The sequence below is a fragment of the Brevibacillus sp. IT-7CA2 genome (genome assembly GCF_949767855.1).
Lineage (GTDB): Bacteria > Bacillota > Bacilli > Brevibacillales > Brevibacillaceae > Brevibacillus.
In genome coordinates, this window is sequence record NZ_CATKQT010000022.1 from 240,584 (window position 1) to 253,785 (window position 13,202).

12 protein-coding genes are annotated in these 13,202 nt (G+C 47.8%); 8 read left to right on the top strand and 4 right to left on the bottom strand.

The window, feature by feature from the left end; all coding sequences use genetic code 11:
• Positions 1-3: 3 nt before the first annotated feature.
• The 8 genes from ACM6JA_RS14135 to ACM6JA_RS14170 all read left to right on the top strand — a co-directional run bounded on the left by ACM6JA_RS14135 (position 4) and on the right by ACM6JA_RS14170 (position 8,672).
• Positions 4-537: a spore maturation protein gene (locus tag ACM6JA_RS14135; RefSeq protein ID WP_007724050.1), complete on the top strand. Its 534-nt coding sequence runs from the start codon at positions 4-6 to the stop codon at positions 535-537.
• A gap of 114 nt (positions 538-651) precedes the next feature.
• Complete coding sequence (locus ACM6JA_RS14140; RefSeq protein ID WP_414852782.1) at positions 652-1,392, top strand: pseudouridine synthase; 741 nt, start codon at positions 652-654, stop codon at positions 1,390-1,392.
• A 117-nt stretch (positions 1,393-1,509) separates the two neighbouring features.
• Entirely contained in the window at positions 1,510-2,034 is a 525-nt protein-coding gene (resA, locus tag ACM6JA_RS14145) for a thiol-disulfide oxidoreductase ResA (RefSeq protein WP_007724043.1), read from the top strand.
• Between the two features lie 13 nt (positions 2,035-2,047).
• Positions 2,048-3,682: a cytochrome c biogenesis protein ResB gene (locus ACM6JA_RS14150; RefSeq protein WP_414852783.1), complete on the top strand. Its 1,635-nt coding sequence runs from the start codon at positions 2,048-2,050 to the stop codon at positions 3,680-3,682.
• Between the two features lie 24 nt (positions 3,683-3,706).
• Entirely contained in the window at positions 3,707-4,936 is a 1,230-nt protein-coding gene (gene ccsB, locus ACM6JA_RS14155; protein ID WP_414852784.1) for a c-type cytochrome biogenesis protein CcsB, read from the top strand.
• Between the two features lie 88 nt (positions 4,937-5,024).
• A complete protein-coding gene (locus ACM6JA_RS14160; protein WP_007724035.1) occupies positions 5,025-5,741 on the top strand; it encodes a response regulator transcription factor in 717 nt (238 codons plus the stop codon).
• Position 5,742: 1 nt separating this feature from the next.
• Positions 5,743-7,527 (top strand): ATP-binding protein, encoded by a 1,785-nt coding sequence (locus ACM6JA_RS14165; protein ID WP_414852785.1) that lies wholly within the window; start codon positions 5,743-5,745, stop codon positions 7,525-7,527.
• 14 nt (positions 7,528-7,541) lie between these two features.
• Entirely contained in the window at positions 7,542-8,672 is a 1,131-nt protein-coding gene (locus ACM6JA_RS14170; RefSeq protein ID WP_414852786.1) for an HAD family hydrolase, read from the top strand.
• Between the two features lie 40 nt (positions 8,673-8,712).
• On the opposite strand, the gene ACM6JA_RS14175 is transcribed toward ACM6JA_RS14170, so the two are convergent.
• The 4 genes from ACM6JA_RS14175 to ACM6JA_RS14190 all read right to left on the bottom strand — a co-directional run bounded on the left by ACM6JA_RS14175 (position 8,713) and on the right by ACM6JA_RS14190 (position 13,134).
• Positions 8,713-8,988 carry a hypothetical protein gene (locus ACM6JA_RS14175; RefSeq protein ID WP_414852787.1) on the bottom strand — a complete coding sequence of 92 codons (276 nt, stop codon included), beginning with the start codon at positions 8,986-8,988 and terminating at the stop codon, positions 8,713-8,715.
• Between the two features lie 13 nt (positions 8,989-9,001).
• Positions 9,002-10,285: an SLC13 family permease gene (locus tag ACM6JA_RS14180; protein ID WP_414852788.1), complete on the bottom strand. Its 1,284-nt coding sequence runs from the start codon at positions 10,283-10,285 to the stop codon at positions 9,002-9,004.
• A gap of 118 nt (positions 10,286-10,403) precedes the next feature.
• Positions 10,404-11,987, bottom strand: a complete 1,584-nt coding sequence (serA, locus tag ACM6JA_RS14185) for a phosphoglycerate dehydrogenase (protein ID WP_414852789.1) — start codon at positions 11,985-11,987, stop codon at positions 10,404-10,406.
• Positions 11,980-13,134 (bottom strand): pyridoxal-phosphate-dependent aminotransferase family protein, encoded by a 1,155-nt coding sequence (locus ACM6JA_RS14190; RefSeq protein ID WP_414852790.1) that lies wholly within the window; start codon positions 13,132-13,134, stop codon positions 11,980-11,982. Before ACM6JA_RS14190 ends, serA begins: the two co-directional genes overlap by 8 nt.
• Positions 13,135-13,202 lie beyond the last annotated feature (68 nt).

Below are 13,202 nucleotides of genomic sequence, written 5' to 3' on the forward strand. Positions count from 1 at the left end.
CTTATGTACCAATGGGTATCCCTGCTCTCTCTTTGGGCCATTCCCGTTACGATTGCCTTTGTCTTGTTGTATGGGTGGAGGAAACAAGTCCCCGTCTACGAGACGTTTGTAGATGGAGCAAAAGGTGGCTTAACCACTACGATTCGCATACTCCCGCATCTGATTGCCATGATGGTCGCGGTGAGTATGTTTCGGGAGTCAGGAGCATTGGATCTATTGCTTCGCGCGCTCAAACCGCTTCTTGACCTGCTGCATTTTCCTGAAGAACTGGTCCCGTTGGCGTTGCTTCGTCCGTTGACGGGAACAGGCTCACTTGCGATTGCAACAGACCTGATCGCGCAGTACGGTCCCGATTCTTTTTTGGGCAGACTGGCAGCTACCATGCAAGGGAGCACAGATACGACACTGTATGTCCTAACCGTTTATTTTGGCGCAGTTGGCATTCGCAATTCTGCTTATGCGCTAAAGGTAGGCTTGTGGTCAGACCTAGCTGGTGTCATATTCTCGCTGCTCATTGTCTCCTACATTTTCGCTTAATAGAGTTCAAAAAGTGTAGACAGTGAAAACTTCCTCATGGATATGGGGAAGTTTTTCCCTTTTTCTTGTCCACACTAGTAAGAATGGGTATGATGTTGTAGAGGTGAACCAACGATGGAACGTTTACAGAAAGTATTGGCGCATGCTGGAGTCGCCTCTCGTCGCCATTGTGAAGAATTGATTGCGCAAGGCAAGGTGCAGGTAAATGGCCAAGTCGTACGAGAGCAGGGAATAAAAGTCGATCCGCTCAAGGACAAAATTGTGGTGAATGGACAGCAGGTTAAGCTGGAGCAACATGTCTATCTCTTGCTGTACAAGCCTACTGGTGTCATTACGAGCGTCACAGACCCGCGCGGCAGACGGGTAGTGATCGATCTGTTGAAGGGAATTAAAGAAAGGGTATATCCAGTAGGTCGCTTGGATTACGATACTTCCGGCTTGTTGCTCTTGACGAACGACGGGGAGCTGGCCAATAGGCTGGCACATCCAAGCTATGAAATCGATAAAGTGTATCGGGCATGGGTAAAGGGAATCCCTAGTCAGGAAAAAGTGCGCAAGCTAGCAACCGGCATTCGTTTGGAAGACGGCATGACTTCTCCCGGTCAGTCCAAATTGTTGAAGACAGAGTCTAGCAGCCAAAAGGCATTGGTAGAACTGACTATACATGAAGGACGAAACCGCCAAGTGCGCAGAATGTGTGAAGCGATCGGTCATCCGGTGTTGACATTGGAGCGAATCCGTTTAGGATTTCTCACATTAATTGGACTAAAGCCGGGCGAATTTCGCAAGCTTACTCATGAGGAAGTGGAGAGCTTGAAGCGGGGATTGGTTCAAAAGAAACGCAGCCCTCGGTAGAAACATTGATTCGTTCAAAATCTGTTCATAAGTTGTGCGCTGTCGGAAAAACTAGGAACGCTATAATAGAATGGGAAAAGGATGCAATTTATTAGCAGTAGATGGGAGTATGGCCTCATGAACAAAAGCAATCGTACATATGTCAGGATCGCGGTATTGGGTGTTTTGCTTGTAGCGCTGGTCTTTGCACTCTATTCCAGCTTTGTGAAGGACCCCGGTGCTGTGAAAGTAGGAAGCGATGCTCCGAATTTTAGTTTGGAGCAGCTGAATGGACCAGAGCTGACTCTGGAAAGTTTGAAAGGAAAGGGCGTTATCCTTAATTTCTGGGGCACGTGGTGTGAACCCTGTAAGGAAGAAATGCCGGCATTGCAAGAGCAGTACACGAAGTTTAAAGACAAGGGATTGGTTGTAGTCGGTGTCAATATCGGAGAATCGCCAGTTGCCGTAGAACCATTCGTGAAGCAGTTCGGGATTGACTTCCCTATTTTGCTCGATCGCCAATCGCAAATTACAAAGCTGTATCGAATCGGTCCGATTCCGACGACTTTTTTCATCGACCCTGATGGAGAAGTGCAGGACATTTTTATCGGGCAGTTAGATGAAGCGATGATTGAGTCGAAAATAACAAAAATCTTGCCGTAAGTGAGGAGCAATGATGGATCAGAGAAAATGCGAATGCGGTCATACCAACCCGGTTGGGACGCTGCTCTGTGAGTCTTGCGGGAAGCCTTTGAATGTGGAAGTCCACGAGCAGACATCGTTTCCTGACATGCGTTATGAAGGAATGGCAAGACGTTCTCAAACGAATAAGACGAAGGTAATCGATCGAGTCTGGAACTTTTTTTCTTCGGTCAAAATTGCAATCGGTATCATTATTGTCATTTTGGTGGCGTCCGCAGTCGGAACCATCTTTCCACAACAAATGTACATACCGGTTCCCGTACCGACTGAAGCAGATGTTGCCCGTTTTTATACGGAATCATATGGAACGCTGGGAACGATTTTCTACGGACTTGGATTTCACAATATGTACTCGTCCTGGTGGTTTGTGACGCTTCTGGTTATGCTCGGTACGTCTTTGGTTATCTGTAGTCTGGACCGCGTAGTACCGCTTTATAAAGCGTTAAAGAAGCCACGATTGAACCAGCACAAGTCCTTTTTGAAAGGGCAAAAGCTGTTTGCAGAGGGTGAGCTTGCTCCAGAAGCCAATCAGGAAGCGATACTGGACGCCTCCGCTCTGGCATTGAAAGAAAAAGGATACCGCATTTTCCGCACGGAACGGGCGATTATGGCTGAAAAAGGCCGTTTTAGCCGTTGGGGTCCTTACATTAATCACATTGGACTGATCTTGTTTTTGGTCGGTACCCTGATGCGAAGCCTGCCTGGCTTTTACTTGGACGAGTACGTCTGGGTGCGTGAGGGACAAACAATGGCGATTCCGAATACCCCTTACTACATAAAAAACGAGAACTACACGACAGAGTATTGGTCGGAAGAAGAAATGCCGGAGCAACTGGAGCTTAAGGGCGGAGCCATTGTGAAGAGCTACCAGACAGAGGCCATTTTGTATGAAAATAAAAGCGCTGACGTTCCAGGGAAAAAGCCGGATTTGGTAGAAGTACAGAAGGGTCCGATCGTCGTGAATCATCCGATGCAGCAGGATAGCCTCTACATTTATCAGAGTGGCGTGCAAGAGATGCAGCTTGGAGCGCTTAATTTTACAGTGGTCGATTTGAAAAACAATAAAAAAGAGATCGGTCTTATCAAAATGGATCTGTACAATCCACAGCCAGAGCAAACCATTGCGGATGGGTTCACGGTACGGATTTTGGATTACTTCCCCGATTTTATAATGGGAAAAGACGGGAAGCCGGCGACGAAAACCAATTTGCCTAAAAATCCGATGGTGGCATTGGAACTCATTGGAGAGAATGGCAATTATAACGAAAAACTGGTTTATCTAGAAGGAACCATTCTTACACAGAAAAATGATCCGCGTTACGGACTCGAGATCAAAATGCCTGATTTAATCGATATTGCAGGGCTGAATGTACGGGTGGACAAAGCATTGCCACTGATTTATTTAGGTTCATTCATTTTCCTTGCGGGCGTTGTGATCGGTATGTTCTGGCAACATCGTCGGGTTTGGGTACAGACGCAAGAGGGAAGTATCTTGGTAGCAGCTCACACGAATAAAAACTGGTTCGGTCTTCGTAGAGAAGTAGATGGGCTGGTTAAACAAGCGGAGCTCCCTGTCACGATAGAAGATAAAACGAAGGCCAAGGCCTAAAGCTTCAAAGGGGGTACTAACAACGTGCAGCTCATTCAACTGAGTGACTGGTTACTGGATATCGCGTTCCTGCTCTACGTTATCTCGTCTATCGTCTTCGCTGTAGCCGTGACGGGTAAAAACTGGGCAGGGCGTGATCCCAAACAACATGAAGAGCGCTATGGACGGATTGCGTATTGGTTAGCCGTTATCGGTTTTGTGGCGCAAACAGGGTATGTGATTGCTCGCTGGATTGCAGGCGGTCATAGCCCGACGAGCAACATGTTTGAGTTTATGGCATTCTTGGATTACTGTATTATCCTGGCCTACTTAATTATTTACCGGATCTACAAGTTGACCTCGATTGGGGCGTTTGTTCTTCCGCTTGGGGTTATCATGCTCGCGTACTCGTACGTGTTCCCAAAGGAAATTACCCCATTGATTCCGTCTTTGCAGAGCTACTGGCTGCATATTCACGTGACTACTGCTGCACTGGGTGAAGGGATTTTGGCGGTTGGATTTGCGGCGGGTCTGATGTATTTGATCCGAACCGTACCGCAGCATATTTCCACGAAAAGTACGAAATGGCTGGAGATCGTGCTGGCTGTGGTCCTGATGCTCGTTGGATTCATTTTGATGGATTCTACGTTTGCTCGTATGGATCAAAAGACGGTATTTGAGATGAAGAAGGAAGAAATGAATGCAGCAGGACAGATGGTAAAACCGAAAGTGGAGTACATCCTGCCTGCAATTGTTGCACCTGCTGATTCAACCATCATCAAGGAAGGTCCAATGTCTCCACTCTTTGAGGCACCTACCTGGATGGAAGGAAAAGACGCCGCACGCAAATTGAACACGATGCTGTGGTCAGTCCTTACAGGGGGAATTCTGTATGGCGGAATGCGTTTGATTTTCCGAAAACGATTAGGGGCTGCAATCAAGCCTTCCGTTGAGAGTGTCGATCCTGAGCTTCTGGACGAGATCAGTTATCGAGCAATCAGCATCGGTTATCCGGTGTTTACCCTCGGGGCTCTTATCTTTGCGATGATTTGGGCAGAAGAGGCATGGGGACGATTCTGGGGCTGGGACCCGAAGGAAGTATGGGCATTAGTTGTCTGGCTATTTTACAGTGCCTACTTGCACTTGCGTCTATCCAGAGGATGGATCGGTGCAAAATCAGCATGGATGTCCGTCATCGGGTTCGTCATTATTTTGATTACACTGGTCGTGGTCAACTTGGTCATTGCTGGTTTGCACTCCTACGCTGGGGTGTAGAATATCCTCGAAAAGCTGGTTTTACCACCAGCTTTTTGGACTATCTTCAAACGGTTTTACGATATTATGAGAACAAGAGGTGTTCCAGATGGAAAAAATAGCACGTATTCTCGTAGTGGACGATGAAGAGCGCATTCGCAGACTTCTGAAAATGTACTTGGAAAGAGAAAACTTTCTGATTGATGAAGCAGATAATGGAGAGCAAGCAGTCGAAATGGCTGTGGGAAGTGACTATGATATCATTTTGCTCGACCTGATGCTGCCAGGAATGGACGGGATCGAGGTATGCCAGCGTGTTCGTGAATTCAAGGCAACCCCAATTATTATGCTGACAGCAAAAGGGGAAGAAACGAACCGCGTTCACGGGTTTGAGGCAGGGGTAGACGATTATGTCGTGAAACCGTTCAGCCCGCGTGAGGTCATGTACCGGGTAAAAGCGATTCTGCGTCGTTCTTCCGCGACAGCTTATTTGAAGACAGAGACGTTCAACAGCCATTCTGTTCTTGTTTTCCCGGAATTGACGATTGATCACGATGCACACAAAGTCATCGCAAGTGGCCAAGAGGTGAGCCTGACTCCAAAAGAGTATGAGTTGTTGCACTACCTGGCATTGTCGCCGGATAAAGTGTTTACGCGTGAAGAATTGTTAAAAGATGTGTGGCACTACGAGTTCTTTGGTGATTTGCGCACGGTGGACACGCATATCAAGCGTCTCCGCGAAAAATTGAACCGTGTTTCTCCACAAGCTGCCAATATGATCGCCACGGTTTGGGGCGTCGGATACAAGCTAGAGGTGCCTAAGTAAAGTGGACGTTATTTTTCGCAGTGTAGTCGGAAAGCTATGGATGACCATTATTGCCTTATTTGCTCTCGTCTTGACCATCTTTAGTTTGTTGCTCGTTCAATCCTTTGATAGCTTTTATAGCAATCGGCAGTCCAAGAATTTGCACGATCTGGCAGATGGCATCGCAATCGGTTTGGCGCAGAGTCCGGATATGACAGCAGCTATGGAGATGGCTTCCAGGTTTGGCTTGGTCCATCATACGGGCATGGTCATTCTAGATGAAAAAGGCAAACAAGTCGGTATGAGCGAAGGGGCTGGGCTCCCTCGTATTCCAGTAGAGCAATTGCTCCAAAATCCTGCATTGAGTTTGCCTGATGCGCTGGCAGGTAAGCATCCTGCTCCCAAAACGATTTATATTGATGTGAAGAATTCTACTGATCACACGAACAACAAGCATGAACTGCTTGCGGTCGCTGTGCCTTTAGAAATTGCAGCAGGGAAAACGGGCGCAGTGGTCATGTATCAGGCGATTGAAGATTTTGATGATACGGTTAGTGAAGTCAGATTTTTAATCTTTGTGGTTGGTGTCATCGGATTTGTCTCTACCACAGTATTCGCCTTTTTCCTCTCATCGCGTCTTACAATTCCATTACGTCAGATGAAAGAAACGGCGCATCGCATTGCGGAAGGGGACTTTCATGCTGAAATCCCGATCAGGACCCAAGACGAGACTGGTGAACTGGCGGCTTCGTTTAACACGATGGCAAGCAAACTCAATCAGTTAGTCGATGCACTGTCCAAAGAGAAGGAGCAGCTGGCGAGTGTCCTCAGGAGCATGGTAGATGGTGTTGTGATGATAGATGCGAACGGCAAGCTGGCCGTAACGAATCCGCCAGCAGAACGATTTTTGCGAGATTGGGATTTCGAGCATTTGGATGAGCCAGTGCCGCTGTTTTCGTTCTATCAGCAGGTTTTGCAAACGGGACAGGAAGTGACAGAGGATATCCCTGTTCAAGGGCGGATATGGTCCGTTGTCATGGTACCTTTGAATGATCGGGATCAAATTCGTGGAGCTGTCGCAGTTCTTCGGGACATCACGCAGGAACGTAAGCTAGATAAAATGCGTAATGATTTTGTAGCTAACGTATCCCATGAGCTACGAACACCTCTATCCATGTTGCAAGGGTACAGTGAAGCGATTGTGGATGATATCGTGGCTACACCGGAAGAGCATAAAGAATTGGCGCAGATCATCTATGACGAGTCAGCGCGTATGACCAAGCTGGTGAATGAATTGCTCAGCTTGGCACGGATGGAAGCGGGGCATGTTGAATTGTTCCAGGAGACGATGGAACTGCGTCCGTATTTGGAGCGCATTCAACGTAAATTCACCAATTTGGCGAGAGAACGAGAAATCCATCTCTTCCTCGAAATATCGACGACACACACGCATGTGCTCATGGATCCTGATCGCATGGAGCAAGTGCTAACGAACTTGATCGATAATGCGCTGCGGCATACGCCAAGTGGGGGAAGCGTCACCATTCGGGCTCGCGGGGATAAAACGTTGCTGGTTGAGATAAGCGATACAGGCAGTGGCATTCCGCAAGAAGATTTGCCGTTTGTTTTTGAGCGATTCTATAAAGCAGACAAGGCTCGCACACGTGGACGACTAGGTGGAACTGGTCTTGGACTAGCCATCGCGAAAAACCTTGTCGAGGCACACGGGGGCACCATCAGTGTGCAAAGTAAACTGGGTGAGGGAACGACTTTTACAATCGCCTTGATGCTGCATAAAAACAAATAGGAGTGTAGAGAGAAATGATCAAAACGATCTTATTTGATGTTGACGGGGTTATGTTGAGTGAAGAGCGTTACTTTGATGCTTCTGCATTGACAGTGTGGGAATTTTTGTACAGCCCGCAGTATGTGGGGCTTGCAGGCGAGGAATTCACACCTGCTCCAGAAGAAGCGCAAATCAGACGAGTGCGCGAGCAAGTTTTCGCTCATGATGAAGTGCTGAATTTCATCAAGTCACGTGGAATCAACTCCAACTGGGACATGGTTTTCCTCGCGTTTTCCTATCAGTTGATTCGTTTGATTGAAGCCGTTAAAACGCAAGTTCCAGAAGCAACGAGCCTTCTTGTCGAACAAATTGATCGACCGCAACTGGCAAAAGTGAAAGAGTGGGCAGCTACTTATGCTCCTGATTTCCAAGTAGACTACGCAGCGTTCACCACTGATTTTGCCAAAGGTTCTGCACAAAAAGCAGAAATGCTGCTCTACTTGAATCAAATTGCAAAAGAGCGTTGCGGTATTTCAACAGAAATGTTCTCTCGCAATAGTGATCTATGGCAGTTGATTCAAAAGACGTTTCAAGAATGGTATCTCGGTGATGAGCGCGTGGCGGCATCGATTGGCCGTGAAACCATGCAGCCAGGCAAGAAGGGCTTCTTGTCAGACGAGATTCCGATTGTACCACCTGCAGAAATGGTCGAGTTGTTCCGCACGTTAAAAGAAAAAGGATATACACTGGGGATTGGAACAGGGCGCCCTACCATCGAGACGCATGTTCCCCTCAGTGAGTTGAATATACTGGAATGGTTCGACCCAAACCGTGTCGTAACTGCCTCTCACGTACTCGATGCGGAAGAAGCGTTTCCTAGCTTTGCCCCGATGTCCAAGCCACATCCTTATTCCTATGTAAAAGGGTTACTCGGACTCGATGCACCGATTAGCGATGCTGTCCATTTTTCACTACCAATCGAAAATGGAGAAGAGGTGCTGATCGTAGGCGATTCACTCGCAGATTTTCTAGCGGCTCGCTCTATCGGTTGCAAGTTTGCAGCGACATTGACTGGACTGTCTGGTCAAGACGCGCGCAGCAAGTTTGAAGAAGAAAAAGCAGATTTTATTCTCGATGATGTTCGCGATATCCTTTCCATTCTGTAGATAAAAAAACTCCGCCGTTTCTACAGACGGCGGAGTTTTTTTATTCCCAACAAATCGAGTGCAAGCATTTGAAGCGAAAGGCGTGAATCAAAAAGGATTCTATCATGTTGAGACGTACGATTACTTCGAAAGAACCATCCTCTCGTGAAAAAAACAGGACATCCGTGTAGTCTTTGTTCCCCTCAAAATAACGACGTACCTCTTTGACACGTGCTCGCATGGACTCGGATTTAACGACAATGTGGTAGGTAGCATCTTGCTGTGAAATTTGTTCCTTGATCTCAATTTCTTCTTCATTAAAAGTGTAATGGAACAATAGGGATTCCTCCTCACCAAATAAAATAGCGCAGGTAAACGTAGACATGAGCAATCAAGATAGATAGGATCATTAACGGGAAGGCGACCTTCATAAAGCTGAAAAAGCCGATATGATGTCCTTCCTTTGCAGCCAAGCCAGCAACAATCACATTGGCACTAGCCCCAATCAAAGTACCGTTACCTCCTAAACACGCTCCAAGTGCAAGGCTCCACCAAAGAGGCTCCAGGTTGGTGATTCCGAGGGCTCCCATTTCCTTGATCATCGGAATCATGGTGGCAACGAACGGGATGTTGTCAACAAAGGCAGAGGCGATTGCGCTCAACCAGAGGATCAACAGGGAGGTCTTCATTGAATCTCCACCCGTCAGATTCATCGCTTCAGTTGCGAGCTTTTTGATCACGCCTGTTTCCACTAAACCAGAGACGAGAACAAACAGGCCGATGAAGAAGAAAATCGTATTCCACTCGACTTTGCTGATCGCGTCTTCTAAATAATGCTCTCCAGTAAGGAGGAGCAAAAGAAAAGCTCCAGTTAAAGCGATTGTTGCCGATTCCAAATGAAGGGCCCCATGGAGCATGAAACCAATGATGGTCAACCCCATCACCGTCAAAGACTTTTTCAATAAACGGCTGTCGGTAATTTCATCGCGCTCATTTAACTGCATGATTTTTGCGCTCAACTCAGGTGACGTTAGTAACTGCTTGCGGTAAATCAAGACCAAGCAAACAACCGTTACAGCCATAATCACGATGATAATTGGGCTCAAATTCACGAGAAACTTCATAAAATCAAGCTCTGGTACAGAACTGCCAATCATGATATTCGGTGGGTCACCGATCAACGTAGCTGTTCCTCCGGCATTAGAGGCGATAATTTCACTGATTAAAAAAGGAATCGGATTCAGCTCGAGCTGGCGGGCGATGCTAAACGTCACAGGTACGATAAGAAGTACAGTGGTAACGTTGTCCAAAAAGGCGGAGGCAATGGCCGTGATCAAACTCAGGTAAACAAGGATGCGAATAGGTTTGCCCTTTGCGACCTTTGCCGCACGGATGGCCACATACTTGAATACGCCGGTCTGCGCCGTAATAGCAACCAAGATCATCATCCCAATAAGTAGGCCGAGCGTGTTAAAGTCGATATGGTGAATTGCTTGTTCCTGTGTAACGATCCCGAACAAGACCATGAGAATTCCGCCAGACATGGCGACGATGGTTCGATGTAACTTTTCGCTAATAATAAATGCATAGGTAACTAAAAAGATAGCAATAGCGAATAATGCCTGGTTCGTCATAAGAAGCTCCTTCCATGGTGTGTAGAATTATCTTGTCCCATTATAGCTCTAACCAAAATAAGGGTAAAGAAAAAGACCCGGCATGTGGCCAGGTCTATTCTCGTGTAGAAGGGAGAACCTACAGCTCGATTTGTGTAACGCTCTTCACTTCCGCCAACTCGCCCATCGTATCGAGAAGCTCTGGCGTCAATGGTTTGTCGACAGAGAGCATCATGATCGCGTCTCCACCGATATCTCGGCGTCCTACCTGCATGGTTGCGATGTTCACGCTATTTTCACCCAAGATGGAGCCGACACGACCGATCACACCTGGACGGTCATTATGGTGAATGTAGAGGAGGTAGCCCTCAGGCGCTACGTCAATCGCAAAGTCGTCAATTTTCACAATACGCGCACCGTAACCATTGAGTCGCGTTCCAGCCACTGTGCGTGTCTCTTGCGTCGTTTTTAAGCTAACGGTAAGTAAGTTCGTAAATCCTTTGTTTTGTGCTGCCTTTTGCTCCGTTACGGTGATGTCACGCACTTTTGCGAGAATCGGGGCGTTCACATAGTTGACTTCCTCGCCCAGACGGAAGGACAGCACACCTTTGAGGACTGTGCGAGTCAGAGGGGATGTGTCTACATCCGTCAACTCACCGCTATATTTAATCGAAATCTCCGAAATGGAACCTACTGTCACTTGAGCAAGGAAATGGCCCAGCTTTTCACCCAACGTAAAGTACGGTTGGACTTTTTCCATAACGTGCGCAGGGATCGAAGGCAAATTCACAGCGTTTTTGAATGGTTCGTCACGAAGAACCTTCAGGATTTCTTCCGATACGTCTACGGCCACGTTTTCCTGCGCTTCAATGGTCGAAGCTCCCAGATGCGGAGTCGTTACTACTTGTGGCAGACCGACGAGAGGGTTGTCTACAGGTGGTTCTTCTTCGAAAACGTCCAGAGCTGCCCCCGCGACTTTTCCTGCGGTAATTGCCTCGTAGAGAGCCTTCTCGTCAATGATTCCCCCACGAGCGCAGTTGATCAAGCGAACGCCATCTTTCATTTTCGCGAATTCACGTGTGCTGATGATATGGCGGGTTTCTTTTGTCAGCGGAGTATGGACGGTAATGAAATCAGCTTTGCGGCAAATTTCGTCGACAGTTGCGTTGGTTACACCCATCTTTTCTGCACGCTCCTCGGTCATGAAAGGATCGTAGCCCATGACGGTCATGCCAAATGCTTTCGCACGTTTCGCAACCTCTGAACCGATACGGCCCATACCGATGACACCCAGTACTTTGTTGTTCAACTCAACCCCTTGGAAGCTTTTGCGATCCCATGTACCGTCTACCAGCTTCTTGTGAGCTTGAGGGATGTTACGAGCGACAGCCATTAGCATGGCAAACGAATGCTCTGCAGTAGAGATGGTGTTGCCGTCTGGAGCGTTGATGACTGGAATACCTGCTTGAGTGGCAGCGTTGATATCAATGTTATCGACCCCAACACCTGCGCGACCGACTGCCTTCAGCTTTTTGCCAGCAGCGAGTACTTCTGCTGTTACTTGGGTTTGGCTGCGTACGAGGAGTGCATCGTAATCGCCAATCACTTCGATCAGTTCGGCAGGGGAGAGGTTTGTTTGACGAACAACTTCTACATCAGAAGCGTCCAAGAGCTGTTGAATTCCAAATTCGCTAAGTGGATCAGAAATGAGTACTTTATACATGTGCAATGAGCACCTCCTGAGCAGCTTTTACACCAGCACCCAGCTCAACTGGAGCACCGATTTGGTGAAGCGACAATTCGATGGCAGAAATGACTTGCAGGACATCCAATGGCTCGCAATAACCCATGTGCCCGATGCGGAAGATCTTGCCTTTCAGGTGTTGCTGGCCGCCAGCAATCGTGATGTTGAATTGCTGCGTTAACATTTTGCGGAGAGCTTCTGCATGAAAGACACCCTCAGGATCGCAAGAAGTAACGGTCGTCGATGCGTACTGATCTTCCGCTATCAGTTTTATGTTTAATGCTTTCATCGCTGCGCGAGTCATGTCTCTCATCAGTTCATGGCGCTTTACGATAGCTGGTAAGCCTTCTTCCTCCAACATATCCAATACCTCGGCGAGACCGAAAATGAGGGATACAGCAGGCGTATACGGTGTTGTTTGCTCTGCCAAGCTCTTGCGGTATGCTTTCAGGTCCAAATAGAAGGCGAGCGATTTGTTTTGCTCAATCACTTGCCATGCGCGTTCACTCGCAGCGAGGAAGGCAAGGCCGGTTGGCAGCATGAAAGCTTTTTGCGAGCCGGTTACCACGATATCGACACCCCAAGCGTCCATCTCGCATGGAACCGCACCGAGGTTGCTTACCGCATCCACAATGAAGAGGGCGTCCGAATGTGTGCGGATTGTTTTCGCCAAGTCAGCAATCGGATTTTCTACTCCAGTGGATGTTTCACAGTAGGTAGCGAATACGGCTTTTACTTGTGGCTTTTTTTGCAGGAATGTTTCAACCAGCTCAGGTGTAACAGCTTTGCCCCAAGGCACTTCCACGCGATGGGCGATGATACCGTAACGCTCGCAAATTTTTGCAAAGCGTTCACCAAATGCACCGCTGACGAGTACGGCAGCTTCATCGCCAGGTTGAAGCGTGTTTACGACGCCCATCTCCAGTGCGCTTGTTCCGCTACCTGCCAAGATGTATACGTCCTGCTTTGTGCCAAAGTAAGGCTTCAATCTTTCAGCAGTACGGGCGAAAAGGGCGGAAAATTTGCCGCTGCGATGTCCAATCATCGGTTGGCTCATCGCTGTTTGAACACGTGGTGGAATGGGGGTAGGGCCAGGGATTCTCAAGATCATTTTGTCTGCAAACATGGTTTTCTCCTCCTATATATGTGCATATCAAAAAAACCTCCCGTTCTCACACTGCTCCTATTACAGAA

What these genes read in the sequence shown, in the direction of transcription:
- ACM6JA_RS14135 (WP_007724050.1), top strand. Translation starts at nt 4, where the DNA reads ATGTACCAATGGGTATCCCTGCTCTCTCTTTGGGCCATTCCCGTTACG.
- ACM6JA_RS14180 (WP_414852788.1), bottom strand. Translation starts at nt 10,285, where the DNA reads ATGACGAACCAGGCATTATTCGCTATTGCTATCTTTTTAGTTACCTAT.
- ACM6JA_RS14160 (WP_007724035.1), top strand. Translation starts at nt 5,025, where the DNA reads ATGGAAAAAATAGCACGTATTCTCGTAGTGGACGATGAAGAGCGCATT.
- ACM6JA_RS14140 (WP_414852782.1), top strand. Translation starts at nt 652, where the DNA reads ATGGAACGTTTACAGAAAGTATTGGCGCATGCTGGAGTCGCCTCTCGT.
- ACM6JA_RS14170 (WP_414852786.1), top strand. Translation starts at nt 7,542, where the DNA reads ATGATCAAAACGATCTTATTTGATGTTGACGGGGTTATGTTGAGTGAA.
- resA (WP_007724043.1), top strand. Translation starts at nt 1,510, where the DNA reads ATGAACAAAAGCAATCGTACATATGTCAGGATCGCGGTATTGGGTGTT.
- ACM6JA_RS14150 (WP_414852783.1), top strand. Translation starts at nt 2,048, where the DNA reads ATGGATCAGAGAAAATGCGAATGCGGTCATACCAACCCGGTTGGGACG.
- serA (WP_414852789.1), bottom strand. Translation starts at nt 11,987, where the DNA reads ATGTATAAAGTACTCATTTCTGATCCACTTAGCGAATTTGGAATTCAA.
- ACM6JA_RS14190 (WP_414852790.1), bottom strand. Translation starts at nt 13,134, where the DNA reads ATGTTTGCAGACAAAATGATCTTGAGAATCCCTGGCCCTACCCCCATT.